General features: G+C 67.1%; 19 protein-coding genes. 10 read left to right on the top strand and 9 right to left on the bottom strand.

The features are described from left to right. The first annotated feature begins 446 nt into the window (after nucleotides 1-446). Genes CAL12_RS00720 through CAL12_RS00710 form a run of 3 tightly spaced genes read left to right on the top strand, consistent with a single transcriptional unit; the run spans nucleotide 447 to nucleotide 3,608 of the window. Nucleotides 447-815: a YkvA family protein gene (locus CAL12_RS00720; RefSeq protein ID WP_086067598.1), complete on the top strand. Its 369-nt coding sequence runs from the start codon at nucleotides 447-449 to the stop codon at nucleotides 813-815. Further along, nucleotides 770-2,254 carry a DUF2868 domain-containing protein gene (locus tag CAL12_RS00715; RefSeq protein ID WP_086062723.1) on the top strand — a complete coding sequence of 495 codons (1,485 nt, stop codon included), beginning with the start codon at nucleotides 770-772 and terminating at the stop codon, nucleotides 2,252-2,254. Before CAL12_RS00720 ends, CAL12_RS00715 begins: the two co-directional genes overlap by 46 nt. Beyond that, on the top strand, nucleotides 2,247-3,608 hold the full coding sequence (locus CAL12_RS00710; protein WP_086062722.1) for a GTPase/DUF3482 domain-containing protein: 1,362 nt from the start codon (nucleotides 2,247-2,249) through the stop codon (nucleotides 3,606-3,608). The genes CAL12_RS00715 and CAL12_RS00710 overlap by 8 nt, the downstream gene beginning before the upstream one ends. Nucleotides 3,609-3,654: 46 nt before the next feature. Here the strand turns inward: CAL12_RS00710 and CAL12_RS00705 are convergent, their stop codons facing one another. After that, entirely contained in the window at nucleotides 3,655-5,229 is a 1,575-nt protein-coding gene (locus tag CAL12_RS00705; protein WP_086062721.1) for a YdgA family protein, read from the bottom strand. A 342-nt stretch (nucleotides 5,230-5,571) separates the two neighbouring features. On the opposite strand from CAL12_RS00705, the gene CAL12_RS00700 reads away from it, so the two are divergent. From CAL12_RS00700 to CAL12_RS00685, 4 genes are read left to right on the top strand one after another with little or no spacing between them, the layout of a single operon-like run. Then, a complete protein-coding gene (locus CAL12_RS00700) occupies nucleotides 5,572-7,167 on the top strand; it encodes a DEAD/DEAH box helicase (RefSeq protein ID WP_420042778.1) in 1,596 nt (531 codons plus the stop codon). A gap of 58 nt (nucleotides 7,168-7,225) precedes the next feature. Then, complete coding sequence (locus CAL12_RS00695; RefSeq protein ID WP_086062720.1) at nucleotides 7,226-7,855, top strand: LysE family transporter; 630 nt, start codon at nucleotides 7,226-7,228, stop codon at nucleotides 7,853-7,855. Between the two features lie 52 nt (nucleotides 7,856-7,907). Continuing rightward, nucleotides 7,908-9,521, top strand: a complete 1,614-nt coding sequence (locus CAL12_RS00690) for a peptide chain release factor 3 (RefSeq protein ID WP_086062719.1) — start codon at nucleotides 7,908-7,910, stop codon at nucleotides 9,519-9,521. A gap of 10 nt (nucleotides 9,522-9,531) precedes the next feature. Further along, complete coding sequence (locus CAL12_RS00685) at nucleotides 9,532-10,221, top strand: hypothetical protein (RefSeq protein ID WP_086062718.1); 690 nt, start codon at nucleotides 9,532-9,534, stop codon at nucleotides 10,219-10,221. Nucleotides 10,222-10,226: 5 nt separating this feature from the next. On the opposite strand, the gene bfr is transcribed toward CAL12_RS00685, so the two are convergent. Further along, on the bottom strand, nucleotides 10,227-10,703 hold the full coding sequence (gene bfr / locus CAL12_RS00680) for a bacterioferritin (RefSeq protein WP_086062717.1): 477 nt from the start codon (nucleotides 10,701-10,703) through the stop codon (nucleotides 10,227-10,229). A 156-nt stretch (nucleotides 10,704-10,859) separates the two neighbouring features. Next, the gene (locus CAL12_RS00675) at nucleotides 10,860-11,774 is read right to left on the bottom strand and encodes a DMT family transporter (RefSeq protein ID WP_086067597.1); all 915 of its coding nucleotides are present in this window, start codon (nucleotides 11,772-11,774) and stop codon (nucleotides 10,860-10,862) included. A gap of 125 nt (nucleotides 11,775-11,899) precedes the next feature. Between CAL12_RS00675 and CAL12_RS00670 the strand changes: the two genes are divergently transcribed. After that, nucleotides 11,900-12,826, top strand: coding sequence for a LysR substrate-binding domain-containing protein (locus tag CAL12_RS00670; RefSeq protein ID WP_086062716.1), 927 nt, complete (start codon nucleotides 11,900-11,902; stop codon nucleotides 12,824-12,826). Here CAL12_RS00670 and CAL12_RS00665 read toward each other — a convergent pair. After that, nucleotides 12,772-13,044: a (2Fe-2S)-binding protein gene (locus CAL12_RS00665; protein ID WP_086062715.1), complete on the bottom strand. Its 273-nt coding sequence runs from the start codon at nucleotides 13,042-13,044 to the stop codon at nucleotides 12,772-12,774. The two genes, CAL12_RS00670 and CAL12_RS00665, sit on opposite strands and share 55 nt — an antisense overlap. Before the next feature lie 72 nt (nucleotides 13,045-13,116). Beyond that, nucleotides 13,117-14,538 carry an RNA polymerase factor sigma-54 gene (gene rpoN, locus CAL12_RS00660; protein WP_442857328.1) on the bottom strand — a complete coding sequence of 474 codons (1,422 nt, stop codon included), beginning with the start codon at nucleotides 14,536-14,538 and terminating at the stop codon, nucleotides 13,117-13,119. Nucleotides 14,539-14,554: 16 nt separating this feature from the next. On the opposite strand from rpoN, the gene CAL12_RS00655 reads away from it, so the two are divergent. Together CAL12_RS00655 and leuA are read left to right on the top strand one after the other, a co-directional pair. Then, on the top strand, nucleotides 14,555-15,274 hold the full coding sequence (locus CAL12_RS00655; protein WP_198298345.1) for a hypothetical protein: 720 nt from the start codon (nucleotides 14,555-14,557) through the stop codon (nucleotides 15,272-15,274). Nucleotides 15,275-15,740: 466 nt separating this feature from the next. After that, nucleotides 15,741-17,453, top strand: a complete 1,713-nt coding sequence (leuA, locus tag CAL12_RS00650) for a 2-isopropylmalate synthase (RefSeq protein ID WP_086062713.1) — start codon at nucleotides 15,741-15,743, stop codon at nucleotides 17,451-17,453. Nucleotides 17,454-17,483: 30 nt separating this feature from the next. On the opposite strand, the gene CAL12_RS00645 is transcribed toward leuA, so the two are convergent. Genes CAL12_RS00645 through CAL12_RS00630 form a run of 4 tightly spaced genes read right to left on the bottom strand, consistent with a single transcriptional unit; the run spans nucleotide 17,484 to nucleotide 21,547 of the window. After that, on the bottom strand, nucleotides 17,484-18,281 hold the full coding sequence (locus tag CAL12_RS00645) for a carbohydrate ABC transporter permease (RefSeq protein ID WP_086062712.1): 798 nt from the start codon (nucleotides 18,279-18,281) through the stop codon (nucleotides 17,484-17,486). Next, nucleotides 18,278-19,141 (bottom strand): carbohydrate ABC transporter permease, encoded by an 864-nt coding sequence (locus tag CAL12_RS00640; RefSeq protein WP_086062711.1) that lies wholly within the window; start codon nucleotides 19,139-19,141, stop codon nucleotides 18,278-18,280. The genes CAL12_RS00645 and CAL12_RS00640 overlap by 4 nt, the downstream gene beginning before the upstream one ends. Before the next feature lie 17 nt (nucleotides 19,142-19,158). After that, on the bottom strand, nucleotides 19,159-20,451 hold the full coding sequence (locus CAL12_RS00635) for an ABC transporter substrate-binding protein (RefSeq protein ID WP_086062710.1): 1,293 nt from the start codon (nucleotides 20,449-20,451) through the stop codon (nucleotides 19,159-19,161). A 19-nt stretch (nucleotides 20,452-20,470) separates the two neighbouring features. Continuing rightward, complete coding sequence (locus CAL12_RS00630; RefSeq protein WP_086067596.1) at nucleotides 20,471-21,547, bottom strand: ABC transporter ATP-binding protein; 1,077 nt, start codon at nucleotides 21,545-21,547, stop codon at nucleotides 20,471-20,473. Between the last annotated feature and the right edge of the window lie 75 nt (nucleotides 21,548-21,622).

The following is a 21,622-nucleotide window of genomic DNA, read 5'->3' as shown; positions in this document are numbered from 1 at the left end:
GCAATAACGACATCGTGGCCCAATGTGATGACCGAATCATTGCTGCGTTTGGTTCAGGTGACGTCAGCCTTATGGCCGAGGGCACCGTGGCGGTCGCCGAGAGCAAGAAGCGGGCCCGGCGCGCGAACCGGCGTGGCGGTGTTGCCACGACACGAGCTGGGGTGAGATAGGGTGGTGTTTGTCGGAAGGTCTATCGGAAGGCCCGGGCTCTACTATTTCTGGTTTGCCCGGCCGGTTTGCCAGGATTCGATTCGTTGAGAATCTAGTCCGGCGGTTCGCGACAACTTTCGAATTATGCGCCATCTTCAGGCAAAAAGCAATATCTTCGGTAAATCCTGTGGCTGAGCCCTCGCCGAGGGCCACGAAGGCCGGCGCGGCTACAATCAAAGGCCCGCTCGTGGCGTCATGGAACGCCGCGGCGTCTTGCCGAGGACATCATGGTGGACATGCATTCCGCTTACGAATCCGCCTATACGCCACCCCGCTTCTGGCGCAAGCTGACGCGCCATGCCAAGGGCGCCGGCCGCCAGGCCGTGGAAAAAGCCCTTTGGCTGTTCTATGCCCTGCAGGCCCCCGGCACGCCCAAGTGGGCAAAACGGGTGATCTACGGCGCGCTGGGCTATTTCGTCCTGCCGCTGGATGCCATCCCGGACCTGGCGCCGCTGGCCGGCTACACGGACGACCTGGCCGTCATGGCGGCGGCGCTGGCGACGGTCGCCGTGTACATCACCGACGACGTCAAACGGCAAGCGGACGCCCGCCTGCGGCAATGGTTCGGCCACGCCGACCCGGCGAGCGGTGCGCCGCGCGAGTGAGCCAAGCCCGGCCCACGCAGTCCGCGCGCACGTTCACCGATCTGTGGGTGGCTGAAACCGTACGCCTGCGCGAGGAGCATTGGGGTCCGCTGGAAGACCAGGATCCGGTGCGCCAGGCGCGCCGCGCCGACGGCACCATCGAACAACGCGTGCTGCTGCGCGGGCGCCTGATCGCCCGCCGCGAACAGCTGGACGCGCGCATTGCCGCATGGCGGCGCGGGGCGGGCATCGCCGCCGTCCTGCTGCTCGTACTGGCATTGATGACCGGCGCGGCCACGGCATGGAGCGCACTGGGCGATGGCACCCGCGTCGTCAATATCATCTGGGCGGCGGCGGCCTTGCTGGGCTTGCATGCGCTCACTTTCCTGCTGTGGCTGGGCGCATTCGCCGTGCATGCCATGCCCGGCGGCGGACTGGGACGCGCCTGGCTCTGGCTGACCCGCAAACTGGCACGGGGTCCGGACGCGGCCTTGCCGCCACAGGCCTTGATGGCCCTGATGACGCGCGCCGGGGCGACACGCTGGCTGTTCGGCGCGATCAGCCACCTGCTCTGGCTGGCCGGCCTGGTCGCGGCCCTGGCCACGGCCCTGGCCGTGTTGTCGACCGCTCGTTATCGCTTCGCCTGGGCCACCACGCTGCTGGCGCCGGACACCTTCGTCGACCTGACCCAGGCCCTGGGCTGGCTGCCGGCACATCTGGGATTCCCTTTGCCGGATGCCGACATCGTCCGCCTGAGCGATGGCACCCACGTCCTGCCGGCGGCGGCGCAGGCGCAATGGGCCTGGTGGCTGGTCGGCTTGCTGGTCGTCTATGGCATCCTGCCGCGGCTCATCGCCTGGCTGGTCAGCGTGCTGCGCCTGCGTGCCGCCGCGCGCGGCCTGCGCGTCGATATGGCGCTGCCGGGCTACGCCGCGCTGCGTGGCCGGCTGCAACCGCCCGCCGAGACCCTGGACCGGGAAGGCCCGCCGCCCACGGCCGGCCAGGCTGCGATCCCCGCACGCCGCGTCGCCGCCGCGCCCTTGCCGGCCACGGGCGGACTCGACGTGCTGGCCGGGCTGGAGCTGCCGGAGGACAGCCTGTGGCCGCCAGCCGACCTGCCGGACCCGGTGCGCGTGGCAGGCAACCTGGATAGCCGCGAGCAACGGCACGCGCTGCTGGACGCCATGACGCAGGCGCCGGCGCGCCGGCTGCTGCTGGCGTGCGACGCGCGGCAGACGCCCGATCGCGGCACGCTGGCCCTGATCGCGGAACTTGCGGGCAAGGCCGGCGAAACGCGCGTCTGGCTGATGGCGCACCCGGGGACGCCCGACGCCGCCGATGCCCTGGCGGACCGCGGCGCCACGTGGCGCGCGCGCCTGCTGGACGCGGGCATGCCCGCCGACGCCATCATGCGCGACGCCGACCGCCCCCTGCACTGGCTCGGAGGCGAGGATGGCTGACCTGTTGCAGATCGCCGTCGTCGGCCACACCAATACCGGCAAGACCTCGCTGCTGCGTACCCTGACGCGCGACCCGGGTTTCGGCGACGTCGCCGACAGTCCCGGCACGACACGGCAGGTGCAGGGTGCCCGGCTCCGGCTGGATGGGCGCGCGGTCCTGGCGTGGTTCGATACTCCCGGCATGGAAGACAGCATCGCGCTGCTCGAATACATCGAGCACCTTTGCGGCGATCGCCGGCTGGACGGCCCGGACCGCATACGGCTGTTCCTGGACTCGCCGGAGGCACATCGCCGTTTCGAGCAGGAAGCGCGCGTGCTGGAAAAGATGCTGGAATGTGACGCCGCGCTGTACGTCATCGACGCCCGCGATCCGGTACTGGGCAAGCATCGCGATGAACTGGCGCTGCTGGCCGCCTGCGGCCGGCCCTTGCTGCCGGTGCTGAACTTCGTGCATGCGCCCTCGCATCGGGCGACGCAATGGCGCGATGCCATGGCGCGCCTGGGCCTGCACGCCTTGCTGGAGTTCGACACCGTCGCGCCGCCGCTGGATGGCGAACAGCAGCTTTACGATCGCCTGGCGGTGCTGCTCGATCGGCATGCCGATATATTGCACGGCCTGTCCGATGCCCTGGCGCGCGAACGCCGCGAGCGCCACGTCGCGGCCTTGCGCCTGATCGCCGAATTGCTGGTCGACATCGCATCGCTGCGCCTGACCTGCGGGGCTGGCGACGCAGCCGTGGAAGCGGCCACGCGCAGCCTGCGCGATACCGCGCGGAAACGCGAACAGGCCTGCGTCGATGCCCTGCTGGCCTTGTACAACTTTCGCGCCGACGACTATGCGCGCGATCCCCTGCCGCTGGAAGGCCAGCGCTGGGGCATGGACCTGTTCCATCCACGCGCGCTGCAGGATGCCGGCGTCGAGGTCGGCATCGGCATCGCGACAGGCGCGATGGCGGGAGCGGCCGTCGACCTGATGCTGGCCGGGCTCAGCCTGGGCACGGCGGCGCTGATCGGCGCCGCCGCCGGCGGGATGTGGCAGGGCATCGAGCGTTTCGGCAAGCGGCTGGGCGGCAGGCTGCGCGGCGAGCGCGAGCTCAGCGTCGACGATGCGGTGCTGCGCCTGCTGGCCGTGCGCCAGCGCGGGCTGCTGCGCGCCCTGGAACGGCGCGGCCACGCCGCGCGCGATCCCGTGCGGCTGGCCGGCACGGAACAGGACCCATGGCGCGACGAGGCGCTGCCGGACGAAATCAAGGAAGCACGCAGCCGCCCCGAATGGTGCGGCATCGCCAAGGGATTCCAGGACAGCGCACGCCGCGCTGCCGCGGTGGGCGCGCTGGCGCAACGCCTGGACTGACCACGCGCCGATCGTGGCGCGATCGACGCCGGGTCAGTGCGCCAGGTCAGCGCGGCATGGCCGCGCCGGGCGCCGCGTCGTCGTCCGGCTCGTCGGCGTCGGGATCGTCCTGGTCCGGATCTTCGGCGCCCGGCTGCGCCATCATGCCCATCACACCCTGCAGCACCATGCCCGCGAACTGGTCCAGCGGCATCTTGTTGCCGTTCAGGTCCACCATGCGGTCGGCGTAATGCAGGGTCGAGACGATATCCGAGCCCTGCACGGTCGCGTAGCCGGACGAAGCCGCCGCCTTGCCCACGATGGCCGTCAAGGCCTGCGCCTGCGCGCTGGCGGCGGCCGCATCCATGCCGTCGCGCTGCATATTGTCGGCCAGCAGATCGGCGATCAAGGGCTGCGCGACGGAGAGCCGCGCGTCCAGCTTGCGCAGGGTCTGAGCGATGCGTTCGTCGACGGGCAGGTCGGCCTTCTCCGGCTTGGCCAGATCCAGACTCAGGGTGAAACGGGCCTCGCCGTGCGCGCCCTTCAGCAGGATGGGATCGATGTAGATGTTGGGATTGGCCGCCAGCAGCGCATCGCGCGCCGACAGCGCCAGCGCCTGCTCCTCCGCGCTCAGCTCGGGTTGCGGCGGCACGTCGGCGGCGCCGCCCTTGGCTTGCGCCTCGTCCATCGCACGCGACCACAGCCGGCCATACAGATTGGCCAGCGACTTGATGGCGTCCGGCGCCAGGTTCTTCGCGCCCAGCGATATCTGGGCAGTGCCGATATCCCGTCCGCCCACATTGATCATGGCGACGTCATAGCCCGCATGCACGCCCAGCAGGCCCTTGTCTTCCGCGATCTCGGTGCGCTGGTTGTAGCCGGTGAGTACCACGGGGACCGCATCGGCCAGGGACAGCGCGATGCGCTTGACGCCCAGCGCGGTATTGCCCACCTGCAACTGGGCGGGACCCGGTCGCATATCGGAATTCAGCGTCACGCCGGTGACCTCGACCTGGCCGGGCGCCTCGCCCTTCAGCACCTTGAAGGTCACGCTGTCGATGGCGCCGTCGGCGCGCACATGCTTGCCGGCATCCTGGCTGTAGTTCAGGGACAGCCCGGAGAAGTCCAGCGTGGCATCGTCTCGCGCCATCTTGACGGGCTCGACCCGCAAGGTGCCGGATACCGCCTGGTTGTAGGAAACCACGGTGTCGCCGGACACCGGCGGGACACCCTTGGTCAGCTCGTACCAGGCGTGGACGGTGTCGTTGTCCTGCAGATGGAATTCGCCAGCGGCCATGACGGGCGCCAGTTGCAGGCGCTTGAGCCGTTGCAGAGGGAAAGGACCATGCCCCACATGGGAAGCGATGTCGATCAGGTCCTCGCGGGCAGGCGTCTGGCCGCTCGCGTCGCTGTGGACGCGCACGCGCACCATGGTGTCGGTGGAAAAGACGTGCCGGTCCAGGCTTTCCAGCGTCAGCACGACCTTGCCGCCGGGGAACATCGTCTGCAGCTTGGCATTGCCTTCGGCAACCTGTTGGCGCGCGATCTCTTCCAGGCGCTTGCCGGTGTACCAGGCTCCCGCGGTCCAGGCGGCGCCGACCACGACCACTACGCCCACGACCACGCCGATTGCTTTTTTCATGATGCTGGTTCTTCTGCTGGACAAAGGCGGGATTATAGGTAGGCCTCCCAGGCTTTCCCCGCGACCCGCGAACCCGCGGCTGGAAAAAGCGTTACAGGACTATACGGGCCCCATTTCGAGAGTACGGTACAATTCACGTCGTGTGCAGTGCCAATCCGCACACCTGCGCCATGCGGCATTCGCCGACGTGCTGCGCCCCTGGGACCGTCCCACGGGCCGCTTCCTTTTCCTCCTTGTCGTCCGCCTGGATTGGAGTCACTCAACTTGAGCGACAGGCTGCCGCTGGAGTTGTACTTGACTGTCATCACCTCTTTCGCCGACCTCGGGTTGGCTGATTCCCTGTTGCGCGCGATCGCCGAGACCGGCTACACCGCGCCCACCCCCATCCAGGCCCAGGCCATTCCGCTGGTATTGCAAGGCGGTGATCTGCTGGCCGCCGCCCAGACCGGCACCGGCAAGACCGCCGGCTTCACCCTGCCCATCCTGCACCGCCTGATGCTGACCAAGCCGGCGCTGCGCAAGCCCGGCCGCCCGCGCTGCCTGATCCTGACGCCCACGCGCGAACTGACGGCGCAGGTCGAGGAATCCGTGCAGACCTACGGCAAGCACACACCGCTGACGTCCATGGTGATGTTCGGTGGCGTCAACATCAATCCGCAGATCTCCGCGCTGAAAAAGCCGCTCGACATCCTGGTCGCCACGCCGGGTCGCCTGCTGGATCACGCGGGACAGAAAACCGTCGACCTATCGGGCGTGGAAATCCTGGTCCTGGACGAAGCCGACCGCATGCTGGACATGGGCTTCATCCGCGATATCCGCAAGGTGCTGGCCCTGCTGCCGAAGCAGCGTCAGAACCTGCTGTTTTCCGCCACCTTCTCGGAGGAAATCCGCACGCTGGCGCGCGGTGTATTGAACGACCCGGGCGAAGTCTCGGTGACGCCGCGCAATACCGCCACGGAACTGGTCACCCAGACCATGCATCTGGTCGAGCAGCACCACAAGCGCGACCTGATCAGCCATATCATCCGCGAAAGCGGCTGGCACCAGGTGCTGGTCTTCACGCGCACCAAGCATGGCGCCAACCGCCTGGCCGAAAAGCTGGTCAAGGACGGGCTGAGCGCCGCCGCCATCCATGGCAACAAGAGCCAGGCGGCACGCACGCGCGCGCTGGCCGGCTTCAAGGCGGGCACCGTCGCCGTGCTGGTGGCCACCGACATCGCGGCGCGCGGCCTGGATATCGACCAGTTGCCGCAGGTGGTCAATTTCGAACTCCCCAATGTGCCGGAAGACTACGTGCACCGCATCGGCCGCACCGGCCGCGCGGGCGCGACCGGCGCCGCGATCTCGCTGGTGGACCCGAGCGAAATCAAGCTGCTGAAGGCCATCGAAAAGCTGATCCGCAAGCCGATCGAGCGCGTTGAAGTGCAGGGCTGGAAGCCTTCGCCCACGGCCGTGCGCGAACCCGAGGACGACGACGACGAACGCGATTCGCGCGGTCCGCGCGGCGGCGGCGGCCGGGGCCGGAACGGCGGGCGGCCGGGCAACGGCGGCGGACGCGGCGCCGATGCCAATGGCGGCGCGCGGCGCGCGGCGACGGGCCCGGCGGGTCTGGCGCACGCCGGTGGCCGTGACGGCGGCAGGGCCGCGAGCGGCCAACGCCCGACGGGCAACGGCGACCGTCGCGCCAGCAATGGCAACGGCGGCGCGGGCCGGGGCAATGGCAACGGCAACGGCGAACACCGCTCGGCGGGTGGCGCGCGTGGCGCCAACGCCGCCAACGGCGGCCACGGCTCGTCCGGCGATCGCCGGGCCGCCAGCAACGGACGGCGTGACGGCCGTCCCGGCGCTTCCGCCGGCGGACAGCCCGCTCGCGCGCCGGCGCCGCGCCCCGCCTTGGGCCAGGGCAGCGGCCGCCGCTCGGCCTTGCTGTCGAAGTGATGGGCGACTGAGTTTCCGGCGCGGCCCGCAACCGCGCCGCCGCCGACAAGGAACATCCGTGCTGCTATCCACCTGGTTGACCTTCCTGCTGGCCTCGCTGGCGATTTCCTTTTCGCCCGGCGCCGGCGCGCTTTCGGCCATGACCTCCGGGCTGCGCCACGGGTTCGCGCGTGGCTACTGGAATACCGCCGGGCTGATCCTGGGCATCATGTTCCAGCTGGCGGTGGTCGGCATCGGCCTGGGCACCTTGCTGGCCACCTCGGAAACCGCTTTCGCCGTGGTCAAGTACCTGGGGGTCGCCTATCTGATTTACCTGGGTTGGCGCCAGTTCCGCGCACAGGTGGCGCCGGTGACGCTGGACGGCGTGCCGCCTGTCCAGGAATCGCGGCGCGCGCTGATCGTGCGCGGTTTCCTGGTCAACGCGAGCAATCCCAAGGGCACGGTGTTCCTGCTAGCGGTCGTGCCGCAGTTCATCGACGCCGCGCGGCCGATGGGCGTGCAGTACACGGCGATCGCCGCCACCATGGCGCTGACCGACACGGTGGCCATGGCCTTCTACACGCTGCTGGCCGCCAAGGTCCTGCGCCTGTTGCGCAGCGCCTCGCACATCAAATGGATGAACCGCGCCTTCGGCAGCCTGTTCATGGCGGCCGGGCTGCTGCTGGCCTGCTTCCGGCGGGCGCAGTAAGAGCCGGGCACACCGAACATCGCGCCAGGCGCGCCTGTAAAATCCACTGCATATGAATATCCAGAAAGAAGTCGCGCGGCGACGCACCTTCGCCATCATCTCGCACCCCGACGCCGGCAAGACCACGCTGACCGAAAAGCTGCTGCTTTTCGCGGGCGCGATCCAGATCGCCGGCAGCGTCAAGGCTCGCAAAGCCAGCCGGCACGCATCTTCGGACTGGATGGAAATCGAAAAGCAGCGCGGCATTTCGGTCGCGTCGTCGGTCATGCAGATGGAGTATCGCGACAGCGTCATCAATCTGCTGGACACCCCGGGCCACCAGGACTTTTCGGAAGATACCTATCGCGTGCTGACGGCCGTTGACGCGGCGTTGATGGTGATCGATGCCGCCAACGGCGTGGAGCCGCAGACCAAGCGGCTGCTGCAGGTCTGCCGCGCGCGCAACACGCCCATCATCACCTTCATCAACAAGATGGACCGCGAAGTCCGCGAGCCCCTGGAATTGCTGGCTGAAATCGAGTCGCATCTGGGCATGGACGCGGTGCCGTTTTCCTGGCCCGTCGGCATGGGCAAGACCTTCGGCGGCGTCTTCGATATCCGCCAGGACCGCATGCGCATCTTCCGCGCCGGCCAGGAACGGCGCGGCGACGACGACGAATTCATCCAGGGCCTGGACAATCCGGCGATCGCCGAACGCTTCGGCGATGCCTTCGCCAAGGCGCACGAGGAAATCGGCCTGATCACCGAGGCGTCGCCAGCCTTCGACGCGCCAGCCTTTCTGGACGGCAAGCAGACGCCCGTGTTCTTCGGCTCGGCCATCAACAACTTCGGCGTGCAGGAAGTGCTGGACGCGCTGGTCGAGCTCGCGCCGCGGCCGGGGCCGCGCCCGGCTCTGCAACGCGTGGTGCAGCCCGACGAACCGCGCTTTACCGGCGTCGTGTTCAAGGTGCAGGCCAATATGGACCCGGCGCACCGCGACCGCGTGGCGTTCGTGCGCGTCAGCTCAGGCCGCTTCGAACGCGGCATGCGCCTGAAGGTCTGTCGCACCAACAAGGAAATGCGGCCCAACAACGTCGTGTCCTTCCTGTCCCAGCGCCGCGAATTGCTGGACGAAGCCTATGCCGGCGACGTGATCGGCATCCCCAACCACGGCGTGCTGCAACTGGGCGATGTGCTGACGGAAGGCGAAATCCTGCAGTTCACGGGCCTGCCGTTTTTCGCGCCGGAGCTGTTCCAGGCCGTCGAAGTCAAGGATCCCCTGCGCACCAAGCAACTGCGCACCGGGCTGGCGCAGCTGGGCGAAGAAGGCGCCATCCAGGTGTTCCGACCGGTCGCGGCGGGCGGCGCCATGCTGCTGGGCGCGGTCGGCCAGTTGCAGTTCGAAGTGGTGCAGCATCGCCTGAAGACGGAGTACGGCGTCGACGCCAGGCTCATGCAATCGCGTTACACCATGGCACGATGGATTACGTCGGAAGACCCCCGCGCTCTGCGAAAGTTCATGGATGCCAATGCAGCCCATATCGCCTATGATGTGGTGGACGCGGCCGCGTTTCTGATCGGCTCGCCCGCGCAGCTGCGTGTCGCGGAAGAACTGTATCCGGATGTGAAGTTCCACGCGATGCGGGAGCACGGCGGGCGGGTGTTCGGCGACAAGGCCCAGGCTTAAGAGGTTGAGAATGTCTTGGCGAGTATTGTTCGCGACACTGCTGGTGGCCCTGGCTGCCTCCGCGTGGGGCGGCATCCAGTTCGGTGATTGGTTGGTGGCGCATGCGCCCACCGCCACGCGTACGCCCAACGAAACCGATTCGAATCAGGAACCCATACTGGACGCGGACGGCCGCCCCTACACGGCGCAGCCGCCGCAGCCCCGCATCGACGGTACCCTGGGCGTGCCTGATCGCCCGACCGGCACCAACTGGACGGTCGCCACGGTGTCGCTGTTCGACACCGTGAAAGACCCGTCGGTCATGATTTCCCGCGACAGCATTTCCATGGACCAGGCGCGCCAGATCGCGGCCGCGACCCAATCCGCCCTGCCGCCCGGCGGCAGCGACGTCACGACGCTGGACCTGGCGACCCAGCAGGCGCAGACCGCGCAATCGGCGCAGCAATACGCGCAGATCCAGGCCTCGCGCAACGTCAGCCAGCAGCCCATCGTGCAATCGGTGGACATGCCGGCCCCGCAGCAACAGGCGTCAGCCGGCGCGGGCCAGAAGGGTTGGCAGGATGCCCTGCGGCGTGAACTCGCGCAATGCGCGGACGCCGGTTTCTTCGAGCGTCCGACCTGCGCGTGGAATGCGCGCAATAAGTACTGCGCGCCCAATCAGGCATGGGGAAACATCCCCGAGTGCCCGCACCGTCCGTAGACGGCTTACTCCGATACTTCCATCTGGCTTTGCAGATAGTTCTGCAAGCCCACCTGATCGACCAGGCCGATCTGCGTTTCCAGGTAGTCGATGTGTTCCTCGGTGTCGTCCAGGATGTCCTGGAATAGATCGCGGGACACGTAGTCGCGCACGGACTCGCAGTGCGCGATGGCTTCCTTCACGGTCGCCTGGGCGGCCTGCTCCAGCTTCAGGTCACAGGCCAGGAGTTCCGGCACGTCTTCGCCGATCAGCAGCTTGTGCAGGTCCTGCAGGTTCGGCAGACCATCCAGCATGAAGATGCGTTCGATGAGCCGGTCGGCGTGCTTCATTTCGCCGATGGACTCTTCGTATTCATGTTTGCCCAGCTTGTTCAGCCCCCAGTGGCGCAACATGCGCGCATGAAGGAAGTACTGGTTGATGGCCGTCAACTCATTGGTCAATTGCTTGTTCAAAAATTGGATGACGGTTTTGTCGCCTTGCATGATGGACTCCTTGCTGAATCCCGGCAGACTACCATCCAGTGGCGCGCCAGCATACCCCTGAGGCGCATGTGGTAAATCGCGCTGCAAGCGGTAGCTGTAAGCGTAAGCAGCAACGCAATGAGAATGAGTCGGCGTACGTGGGGTATCGAGATGCGGTCAGGCAGGTCGCGCCGGCCGCGTCGCCATCCAGATTCCAAGGGCGATGGGCACGATCCCGACGAGGTCCATGACCGCGACCGGCTCGGCCAGTATCGCCCAGCCGAACAGCAGCCCCAGCGGCGGCATCAGGAAATGCAGGGCGCTGGCCGCGGTGGCGCTGGAACGCGAGAGGATAAGGAACCACAGGCCGAATCCGCCCATGGAAATGGCGACCACCATGTAGGCCATGCTCCAGAACAACGATGCCGTGTAGTTGATGGGCAGTTGCGCTTCGTAGATCCAGGCAAAGGGCAGCAAGGCAAGTCCGCCCGCCAGCGACTGCACACCGGTGGCCAGCCAGATATTGCTGTCGGGCGTATGGCGTTTATAGAGCAGCGTGCCCGCCACCAGGGCGCCCAGCGCCGCGACCACCAGCAGCGTGCCGTGCACGTCTTCATGGCCCCCGGTCAGGCGCGACCGCAGTACCAGCGCCACGCCCGCCAGGCCCAGGCACAAGCCGGCCACCTTGCGCCAGCCCACGCGCTCGCCCAGCAACGGCCCCGCCAGCGCGCCGATCAGCAAGGGATTGGTGCTGACGATGACGGCGGCGAACGCGGACGACACCGTCATCATGCCGGTCCAGCTCAAGCCCAGGTACACCGCATTGTTCAGGACGCCCAGCAGGCACAGCATGGCCCACTGCCGCCACGGCAGGCGCTGCATGCCGCCGGTGATGCGGGCCAGCCCGATCATCAGCACCGCCGCGATGAAGAACCGCACCGTCAGCAAGGTCAGCGGAGGACAGTCGCGCAGCGCGATCTTGGCGGCGGCGAAGGCGGAGCTCCACAGCAGGCAGAACACGGTGATCGGCCCCCAGGCCACGGGCGATGCCGAGGCGGGCGGAGCGGTGGAGACAGCTTGTAGTGTTTTCATCATGAACCCAGGGCGAATCAGTCACCCGACTACGGAACGGTTGACCGGATTGTGTTGCGCCCTGGATTCATTGACAAATTCTTTATTCCCATCAAAAGTATTCGAAAAACCGATGGGAATAAGCTATGCCGGATATCGATCTTCTGCGCAGTTTCGTGTCGGTCGTCGACGCGGGCGGCTTCACGCGGGCCAGCGAACGCGTGCACCGCACACAATCCACGGTCAGCCAGCAGATCCGCAAGCTGGAGGAAAGACTGGGCTGCGCGCTGTTCCGCCGTGAAGGCCGCAAAGCCCTGCTGACCGAGGACGGCGAACGCTTGCTGGGCTATGCGCGCCGTATCCTGGCCTTGTCCAACGAACTGACGGACACGGTGGGCAAAGGGGCACACGCCGAAGCGGTGCGCCTGGGCCTGCCCGACGACCTCGCGGTGCCGGCACTGACCGAGATCGTGGGCGCGTTCGCGCGCTCGCGTCCGGACGTCCGCCTATCGGTGTGCTGCGATCTGAGCTACCGCCTGCGATCCGCCCTGGCCCAGGGCGACCTGGATCTGGCACTGCTGAAACGGGAACCGGATGGCGGCCCGGGCATCGCGGCCTGGCCGGAACGGCTGCATTGGGTGGGCGAGCCCACCGCCTTGCCCGTGGGCGACGACGCGGTGCCGCTGGTCATGCGGCCGGCGGGCTGCCTCTATCGGGAACGGGCCATCCACGCCCTGGAGCGCGCCGGGCGGCGCTGGCGCATCGTGTACGAAAGCCCCAACCTGCCCGGGATCCAGGCGGCGCTGCGCGGGGGATTGGGCGTGTCGGTGCTGGACGAACACGGGATGGAGGGCTGGGAGGCACCCTGCCCGATAGTGGACGACGCCTTTCCGCCCATTGAGCCTACGGAGCTGGCCCTGATCGCCCATCATGAAGCGCCGGACAGCGCGCATGACATGGCCGCCATCCTGCGCCGCTTCTGCGACAGGCAGCGGGGCGCGGCGGCCTTGCTCGCGGCTCAGGCAGCCGCTACGACCGGAATGGGAAAGCCATTGGCCGCCGCACCGCTTTGATCGGCGATGGGGACCGCCGCGGCATGGGTCAGGGTGCGCACTTCGCAGACGCTGGAGCAGCGGCCGCCGGGCAGGTATTCCACGGCGGTCGCGGCACACGTTCCGCAGCACGTGGCGACACCCAGCTCGAACTGAAGATCGTCGAGCGTGGCGGCGCCCCCGTCCACGGCGGCGCGGACCTGGCGTTCGGTGATGGCGTTGCAGACACAAACGTACATGGAATTATTATCGAAAATTATTCGCATTACGGCAACTGCAAAAAGCGGGGACGCGGCGATGCTGCATCCTTGCTAGCGTAGTGATGCCTGGGCCTTGCGTACCGACGCTGGCGCGATGCGCATGGCTTCACGATATTTGGCCACGGTACGGCGCGCGATGACGATCCCCTGTTCGGCCAGTTTCAGCATGAGCTGGTTGTCGGAGAGCGGCTTGGCACGGTTTTCCTCCGCCACCAGGCGCTTGATGTGGGCCTGCACGGCCGTCGCGGAAGCGGCGTCCCCGCTCTCGGTGGCCACCCCGGCGCCAAAGAAATCCTTGAGCTCCATGGTGCCAAACGGAGTGAGCATGTACTTCTGCGTCGTGGCCCGTGAAATCGTGGATTCGTGCAGGCCCAACTCGCCCGCGATGTCTTTCAGGATCAAGGGCCGCATGGCGGACGGCCCCTGGCTGAAGAAGGCGGCCTGGTGATCGACGATGGCCTGCGCCACCCGCAGGATGGTGTCGAAGCGCTGCTCGACGTTGCGGATCATCCATCGCGCCTGCTGCAACTGCGCGTGCAGGGCGGCGTGGCTGGCTTCCCGCTGGTTGCCCAGCATCTGCGCGTAGACGCCGTTGATGCGCAGGCGCGGCATGGCGGCGCTGTTCAATACCACCCGCCAGCCCTTGCGCGTCTTGCGCACGATGACGTCCGGGATGGCGTAGTCGGCGACCGGTATGGTCCAGCGGCGGCCGGGCCGGGGATCCAGCTTCAGGATCAGGGCGCGGGCCGCCCGCACGGTGGCGTCGTCGCAAGGCAGGACTTCGCGCAGCCGGGCCGGGTTGCTGGCCGCCAGCAATTGCAGATGCTCCGCGCATATCGTGCGCGCCCAGGCCAGCACGGCGGGATCGGCGGCTTCGGGCAAGGCGGCGAGGTCCGGATCGCGCAGCTGCAGGGCCAGGCACTCCGCCATGTCGCGGGCGCCGATGCCGGGCGGATCGAAGGATTGCAGCAGCCGCAGCGCGGCGCGCAGCTCGTCGACGTCGGCTTCGATTTCCGCCGGCAGCCAGCTGAGGATTTCCTCCAGGGGCGAGCCCAGGTAGCCGTTGTCGTCCAGTTCGTCGATCAGCAGCGCGACCAGCGCCGCGTCGCGGCGGCTGGCCCGCGTCAGCGCGAGCTGCGCCAGCAGGTGTTCGCGCAAGGTTTCGCCGCGCGCGGCCTCCGGCATATCGCTGTCGTCGTCCGAATGCACGCCCTTGGCGCCCGGCATTTCATCCACCCCGGTCTCGCGCTCCGGCGCCGGGTCGTCGTCATGCGCGGATTCCTCGCGATTGGGATCGATGTCCTCGATCGCCGGCTCTTCGTCGCGCTCCAGCAGCGGGTTTTCGTCCAGCGCCTGGGAAATCTCCGCTTCCAGGGCGAGCGTCGACAACTGCAGCATCCGGATGGACTGCTGCAGCTGTGGAGTCAGGGCAAGGTGTTGCCCGGGCCGGAGTTCTAAGGCGTGACGAGTCATAGGTACAATATTTTGCATGATGAACCTGACTTCGCCCGAACGCATCCGCCAGGACAGCCGCCTGATTCGCCAGACGCTGCTGAAACTGTCGTCCCCCAGACTGGTGCTGCGGGCGGTCGTCATCGCCGTGGCGGTGGTGATCTGGCTGCTGGTGGCCCAGCGCATCCTGGCCTTCGGCGCCACGCTGGATTACCAGTTCCTGCACCCCCTGGGGGCCTCCACGATAGAGCTGTTGAACCGCATCAATCCCTATCTGTGGTGGGCGGTAGCGCTGATCTGGTCGCTGATCGTGTTCTTCGCGGTGCGGGCCTGGCTGCGCGCCAACATGGACGCCGCCCGCCTGCGAACGGTGCCGGCGGACACCTTCACGGAACTGGCCGGCGAACTCAGCGATGAAGTCCTGGGCGTCATGCGCTGGAGCTGGGGCAGCCGTGATGAACCCTTTACTGTTGGGGATTTGCAACGCACGCTGTGGGAAGTGCGCCATGGCCGCATCGCCAAGATCGCCATGGTGCGCGAACAGGAAGCGCTGCTGGGCATCCCACAGGTGGTCCCCGGGCGCCTGGACCGCGGTGATGCCGTTGCCCGCGCCGACCGTGACGGCCGTCCCGGCCTGGGCCGCCCCGACCGCGCCGCGCCGCAGGGCACGGAACTGCTGGGCGACCGCCGCCACCCCGTGCGGGCGGGCGTCGATGCCGACGGCCCTATCGAACCGCGCATCGGGCCGATCAAATAAGCGTCGCTAGATAAGCGTCGACAGATACGCGCGATATATAAGCGTTGATCTCGGGCGCCGATTCGCCCGCCGCCCGGGGCGCCACATTTGCGTCTTCCACCGAAATGTGGTTGACTTACGGCTTGCCCATCATCACATCCCATGGCCGCTAACCGCATCCCTCTCGCGATGACCACCGGACGCTTCGACGCGCCGATGGGCGGTTTGCATTCCACGCTAGGGACTGTCGGCGCGCTGGCGCTATCGCTACAACTACTGATCGGTTGCCGGGCCTAGCGTCCCGTGGCAGTTCGGCAGCCGTTGCGCCACAACGTCTTTCCCCTTAAATAAAGAATCCCGCTGGCCAGTCCAGGCCGCCTGTTCGAGTGCGTCGCCGCCGATGCGGGCGATGCCGGCAGGAACCGCGGCGGTATCGCCGCACGATGCCGCGCGCCGGGATTCGCGCTACCAGCCCAGAGGTCACCCGATGATGCTTGCCAACCCCGCACAGAAATACCGTCCCTTCGCGCCCTTCACGAAAGACTACGCCGAACGCACCTGGCCCAGCCGCCGCATCACGCAGCCGCCGATCTGGATGAGCACCGACCTGCGCGACGGCAACCAGTCCCTGATCGAGCCGATGAGCGTGGAACGCAAGCTGCGCTTCTTCGAGCAACTGGTGAAGATCGGGTTCAAGGAAATCGAAGTGGGCTTTCCGTCGGCGTCGCAGACGGATTTCGACTTCGTGCGCAAGCTGATCGACGAGAAGCGCATCCCGGATGACGTGGTCATCATCGTGCTGACGCAATCGCGTGAAGACCTGATCCAGCGTACGGCGGAAGCGGCCGCGGGCGCGCGTCGCGCCATCGTGCACCTGTACAACGCGGTGGCCCCGGCCTTCCGCAAGATCGTCTTCAATATGGGCAAGGACGAGATCCGCAAGATCGCCACCACCGGCACCGCGCTGGTGAAGGCCGCGGTGGCGCGCCACCCGGAAACGCAATGGGGCTACGAATACTCGCCCGAAGTCTTCAGCACGACCGAACCCGAGTTCGCGCTGGAAGTGGTCGACGCGGTCAGCGCCGTATGGCAGCCCACGCCGTCCAACAAGATGATCGTCAACCTGCCGGCCACGATCGAGGCGACCACGCCCAATCTGTATGCCGACCAGATCGAATGGATGCACCGGAACTTGGCGCGCCGCGATAGCATCGTGCTGAGCGTGCATCCGCATAACGACCGCGGCACCGCCGTGGCCGCCGCCGAGTTCGCCGTCATGGCGGGCGCGGACCGCATCGAAGGCTGCCTGTTCGGCAGCGGCGAACGCACCGGCAACGTCGACCTGGTCACCTTGGCCTTGAACCTGTACACACAGGGCGTGCATCCCGGCCTGGATTTTTCCGATATCGACGAAGTGCGCCGCTGCGCGGAATACTGCAACCAGCTGCCCGTGCATCCGCGCCATCCCTACGCCGGCGACCTGGTGTTCACGGCGTTCTCCGGTTCGCACCAGGACGCCATCAAGAAGGGCCTGGCGCAACAGCAGTCCGACGGCGTGTGGGAAGTGCCCTACCTGCCCATCGACCCCGCCGACCTGGGCCGCAGCTACGATGCGGTGATCCGCGTCAACAGCCAGTCCGGCAAGGGCGGCGTGTCGTATCTGCTCGAACAGGAACACGGCCTGGTGCTGCCGCGCCGCCTGCAGATCGAATTCAGCCGCGCGATCCAGCGCGTCACCGACGAGACCGGCCGCGAGGTCACCGCGACGGATGTCTACGACATCTTCAAGCGCGAGTACCTGGAACAGACCGCGCCGTGGAAGCTGATCGGCCATCGCATCGTCGGCGATCCGTCGGCCGCCGAATCGCGGCACTTCCGGGTGGAGGCGGACGTCGAAGTGGATGGCGTGCGCCGTACGATCACCGGCGAAGGCAACGGCGCCATTTCCGCCTTCGTGGCGGCGCTGGGCATGCCGGCGCGCGTGATGGATTATCACGAGCACGCGATAGGCGCCGGGTCGGACACCCGGGCCGCCAGCTATATCGAAGTGCGCGTGGGCGAATCTGCGACCGGCTTCGGCGTCGCCGTGGACCGGGACATCGTGACCGCGTCGTTCAAGGCCGTGCTGTGCGCGGTGAACCGCCATCTCAAGGCGGGCACCGAACAGGAAGCGCCTGTCACCGAGACGGCCGACGCCTGACCCGCAGTCCTTCCTGCGAGCCGGCCCCGCTCAGCGAATGCCGGCGCGCAGGAAGGACTGCACGAACTGCCGCTGGAACAGCAGGAAGGCGATCAGCAGGGGCGCGGCGGACAGCAGCGTCGCCGCGGTGATCACCGACCAGTCTATGCCCTGGTCGGTGGAAGAAAACACCTGCAAGCCCACCGTCAGCGGACGCGTATTGACGGAGTTCGTGATGATCAGCGGCCACAGGAAGTTGTTCCAGTGGTAGCTGACCGACACCAGGCCGTAGGCGATATACGTGGGCCGCGCCAGCGGCACGTACACCTTCATCAATATCTGCCAGCCATTCGCGCCTTCCACGCGGGCGGCTTCTTCCAGCTCGCGCGGGATGGTCTTGAAGGTCTGGCGCAACAGAAAGATGCCGAAGGCCGAGGCGAAATACGGCAGGCCGATGGCGAAGACGGTATCGCGTATGCCCAGCCAGCTCATGGTGCGGTAGTTTTCGACGATCAGCACGTCGGGCATCACCATCAGCTGCAGCAGCACCAGCAGGAACAAGGCGTCGCGGCCGCGGAACTGGAAGCGCGCGAAGGCATAGCCGGCCAGGGTCGACAGCACCAGTTGCGCGGCGAGTACCATGGTCACCAGCATGAAGGTATTCAGGAAATAGCGCGGAAAGGGCGCGGCATCCCAGGCGCGTGCGAAGTTCTCCAACGTCAGCGGCGCGAACAGGTCGAAGCGGGTGGCGTAGGCCGGCGGATGGAAGGCCGCCCACGCGGCGTACAGCAGCGGCAGTATCCACAGGATGCCCAGCAGCCACGCGCCGGCCGTGTCCAGTCGCTTCATTGGTAATGCGTCCTCTTGTCCAGCCAGCGGAACTTGAGCAGCGCCGCCAGCCCCAGCACGCCCAGGAGCACCACCGTCAAGGTGGCCGCATAGGCGGTGTCCCAGAAACTGAAGCCGACCTGGTAGATGTAGAAAAGCAGCAGGGTGCTGGCGTTGTCGGGGCCGCCGCGCGTCATCACCAGCACATGGTCGACCAGGCGGAACGCATTGATCAGGGCGTTGACGGCGACGAACAAGGTGGTCGGCATGAGCAGCGGCCAGAGCACGCGCCAGAAGTACTGCCAGCGCGACGCGCCTTCGAGCATGGCCGCTTCGCGCAGCGACGGCGACACGCCTTGCAGCGCGGCCAGGTAGAAGATCATGAAAAAGCCCGCTTCCTTCCACACCGACACCAGCATCAGCGCGGGCAAGGCGGTTTCGCGCGAGCCCAGCCAGTTCACGCCGGGCAGGCCGAAGGCCTGCATGACCTGCGCGATCAGCCCGTATTGCGGGGTGTAGAAGAACAGCCAGATGTTGGCGACCGCCACCATGGGCAGGACGGTGGGCGTGAAATACGACAAACGCAGGAAGCCGCGCCCGGGTAGCCTGCCATTCACCCACAGCGCCATCGCCAGCGCCAGCGCGATCGCGGCGGGGACGGTGCCCAGGGCATACCACAGGTTGTTCCACAAGGCCTGCCAGAACACCGGGTCGTCGCGCATCGCCTGGTAGTTGTCCAGCCCGACGAATACCGCCGGCCGCCGGCCCTTGGGCGTGGAAAAGAAACTGTGCCAAAGGGTGGCGACCGCGGGGAAGTGCGTGAAGGCGGCCAGCAGCACCACCGCCGGCAGCAACAGCAGCCAGGCGTGGACCGCCTTCATCGAGGGCGCGACGGATTTCACCGGTAGGGCTTGAGGATGCGGTCCGACTCGCGCTGCGCGTCGCTCAGCGCCTGCTGGGCCGGCTTGGCGCCCGTCAGGACGGCCTGCAGGGCATCGTTCAGCACCTTGGTGACGCGCTGGTTCTCATGCGTGGAAAACTCCGCCACGCTGACCGCCAACTGGTCGCGGGCCACGGCGGCGGCCGGCACCTGCTGCGCGTACTGCTTCATCTTCGCGGTTTCCCAAGCGGCGGGCGTAACCGCGACATAGCCGGTGGCAATGCTCCAGTCGGCCGCGCGCTCGGGCGACGTGGCCCACTGCGCGAACTTCAGCGCGGCCTTCTGCTGGGCCGGCGTGCCGCTCTTGAAGATATAGAAATTGCCGCCGCCGGTGGGGCTGCCGCCGCGCACCTTCTTCGGCATCATCGCGACGCCGAAGGGGAAGCTCGCATTGGCGCGGATGTTGGTCAAGTTGCCCGTGGTGGTCCACACGATGGCGGCTTTCTTCTCCAGGAAATCCTTGGGCGTGGTGCCCCAGTCGATGGTGCCTGTGGGCATCGCGCCATGCTTGGCCGACAGGTCGCGCCAGAACTGCGCGGCTTCGACCACGGCGGGCTTGTCCAGCATGACCTGGTTGCCGGCTTCGTTCATCAGGATGGCGCCGTTGGGCGTGGTCAGCGCCTGGAACAGCCAGTACGCGAAGGCGCCGCCCGACGGAATTTCCAGGCCCCACTGCGTGACGTTGCCGGAAGCATCCTTTTTGGTCAGCTTGACCGAAGCGTCGACCAGCTCCTGCCATGTGGCGGGGGGATGCTCGGGATCCAGGCCGGCCGCCTTGAACAGGTCCTTGTTGTAGTACATGACGATGGTCGACCGCTGGAAGGGCACGCCCCACACGTGGCCGCCGGTGCGGCTGTTCTGCATGAAGGCGTCGTAGAAGCCGCCCAGCCAGGCCTTGCCGGCGGCATCGTCGGCAAGGCCGTCGATGGGCACCACGGCGTCTTCGTCGATCAGCGTGTACATATCGGTGGACAGCAGCACCGCCAGCTGGGGCGGCTGTCCGCCCTTCATCGCCGTCAGCACCTTGGCGATGGAATCCTGGTAGGTGCCCGCGTACACGGGCTTGATGTTGATGTCCGGATTTTCCTTGTGGAAGTCCGCCACCATGGTGTCGATGATCTTGGTGATGGGACCGCCGACCGCGACGGGATAGTAGAACTCCACGTCCACGGGCTGCTGGGCGTGGACGGGCAAGGCAAACAGCGCGCCGGCCATGACGGCGGCAAGGCTTTTCAATACGGTGCGTCGCATAGTGGCTTCCGGGTAAAGGTCAGGAGGAAATGGCAAGGCCTTGGGGGCCGAAGAAATGCTGGCGTTCCGGCGCCCAGCGCAGCTGCACGCGCTCGCCGGCAGCGACGGTCGCATGGCCGGTCAGGCGCACGGCGACGCCGGCGTTGGCGCCGACGGCGCAGGTGACGATGGAGTCCGCGCCGAAATACTCGACGCCCTGCACGACGGCCGGATGGCCGCGCTGATCGCGCTCGACCGTATCCGATGCATGCGCCGCCAGGCGGATGTGTTCCGGCCGCACGCCCAGGCGTACCGCATCGGCCGGCGCGCCGGCCACCGCGGGTTCGTTGGTGCCGGCCACCACATGCATGCCGCCGACGCTATCCAGCGTCAGCAGGTTCATCGGCGGCGTGCCGATGAAGCGCGCGGCGAATTCGGTGGCGGGACGCGCATACAGTCCATCGGGCGTATCGCACTGTTCGACCGCGCCGTTGCGCAGCAGGACGATCTGGTCGGCCATGCTCATGGCCTCGGTCTGGTCGTGCGTGACGTAGACCATGGTGATGCCCAACTGGCGCTGCAGCGTACGGATCTCGCGGCGCATGTCGTGGCGCAGCTGGGCATCCAGGTTCGACAAGGGCTCGTCCATCAGGCACACGGGCGCTTCGGAAATCACCGCGCGACCCAGCGCGACGCGCTGCTGCTGGCCGCCGGACAACTGCGCCGGCTTGCGGTCCAGGAGTTTTTCCAGGCCCAGCAGCTCGGCCACGCGAGCCAGACGGCGCGCATGGTCGGCGCGCGGCTCCTTGCGCACCTTCAGCCCGAACAGGATGTTGTCGCGCACGCTCAGGTGCGGAAACAGCGCATACGACTGGAACACCATGGCGATGCGGCGCTGCGCCGGCGGCAACTGGGTGACGTCGCGGCCACCGATCAGGATGCGGCCGGAACTGGGCGTATCCAGGCCGGCGATCATGCGCAGCGTCGTGGACTTGCCGCATCCCGACGGACCCAGCAATACCGTGAAGCTGCCTTCGGGCACATTGAGGTCGATGTCGCGGACCGCCGCGGTGTCGGTATACCGCTTCGTCAGCTGTTCCAGAACGATGGCTGCCATTTCCCCTCGGTCCTCGTCTGCGACCGGCCTATTTTGACTGCAAATGTGGCTGCGAATGAAATCCTTTTCATTGTG

The sequence above is a fragment of the Bordetella genomosp. 8 genome (genome assembly GCF_002119685.1).
In the GTDB taxonomy this organism is placed as follows: Bacteria; Pseudomonadota; Gammaproteobacteria; order Burkholderiales; family Burkholderiaceae_B; genus Bordetella_C.
Note: the sequence above shows the minus strand (reverse complement) of the source record. Positions and strands in the feature narration are given on the sequence as shown.

Bases quoted from the DNA above. Each gene is read 5' to 3' on its own strand.
- CAL12_RS00720 (WP_086067598.1), top strand. From the start codon at position 447: ATGCATTCCGCTTACGAATCCGCCTATACGCCACCCCGCTTCTGGCGC.
- CAL12_RS00715 (WP_086062723.1), top strand. From the start codon at position 770: ATGGTTCGGCCACGCCGACCCGGCGAGCGGTGCGCCGCGCGAGTGAGC.
- CAL12_RS00710 (WP_086062722.1), top strand. From the start codon at position 2,247: ATGGCTGACCTGTTGCAGATCGCCGTCGTCGGCCACACCAATACCGGC.
- CAL12_RS00705 (WP_086062721.1), bottom strand. From the start codon at position 5,229: ATGAAAAAAGCAATCGGCGTGGTCGTGGGCGTAGTGGTCGTGGTCGGC.
- CAL12_RS00690 (WP_086062719.1), top strand. From the start codon at position 7,908: ATGAATATCCAGAAAGAAGTCGCGCGGCGACGCACCTTCGCCATCATC.
- CAL12_RS00685 (WP_086062718.1), top strand. From the start codon at position 9,532: ATGTCTTGGCGAGTATTGTTCGCGACACTGCTGGTGGCCCTGGCTGCC.
- bfr (WP_086062717.1), bottom strand. From the start codon at position 10,703: ATGCAAGGCGACAAAACCGTCATCCAATTTTTGAACAAGCAATTGACC.
- CAL12_RS00675 (WP_086067597.1), bottom strand. From the start codon at position 11,774: ATGAAAACACTACAAGCTGTCTCCACCGCTCCGCCCGCCTCGGCATCG.
- CAL12_RS00670 (WP_086062716.1), top strand. From the start codon at position 11,900: ATGCCGGATATCGATCTTCTGCGCAGTTTCGTGTCGGTCGTCGACGCG.
- CAL12_RS00665 (WP_086062715.1), bottom strand. From the start codon at position 13,044: ATGTACGTTTGTGTCTGCAACGCCATCACCGAACGCCAGGTCCGCGCC.
- rpoN (WP_442857328.1), bottom strand. From the start codon at position 14,538: ATGACTCGTCACGCCTTAGAACTCCGGCCCGGGCAACACCTTGCCCTG.
- CAL12_RS00655 (WP_198298345.1), top strand. From the start codon at position 14,555: ATGATGAACCTGACTTCGCCCGAACGCATCCGCCAGGACAGCCGCCTG.
- leuA (WP_086062713.1), top strand. From the start codon at position 15,741: ATGATGCTTGCCAACCCCGCACAGAAATACCGTCCCTTCGCGCCCTTC.
- CAL12_RS00645 (WP_086062712.1), bottom strand. From the start codon at position 18,281: ATGAAGCGACTGGACACGGCCGGCGCGTGGCTGCTGGGCATCCTGTGG.
- CAL12_RS00640 (WP_086062711.1), bottom strand. From the start codon at position 19,141: ATGAAGGCGGTCCACGCCTGGCTGCTGTTGCTGCCGGCGGTGGTGCTG.
- CAL12_RS00635 (WP_086062710.1), bottom strand. From the start codon at position 20,451: ATGCGACGCACCGTATTGAAAAGCCTTGCCGCCGTCATGGCCGGCGCG.
- CAL12_RS00630 (WP_086067596.1), bottom strand. From the start codon at position 21,547: ATGGCAGCCATCGTTCTGGAACAGCTGACGAAGCGGTATACCGACACC.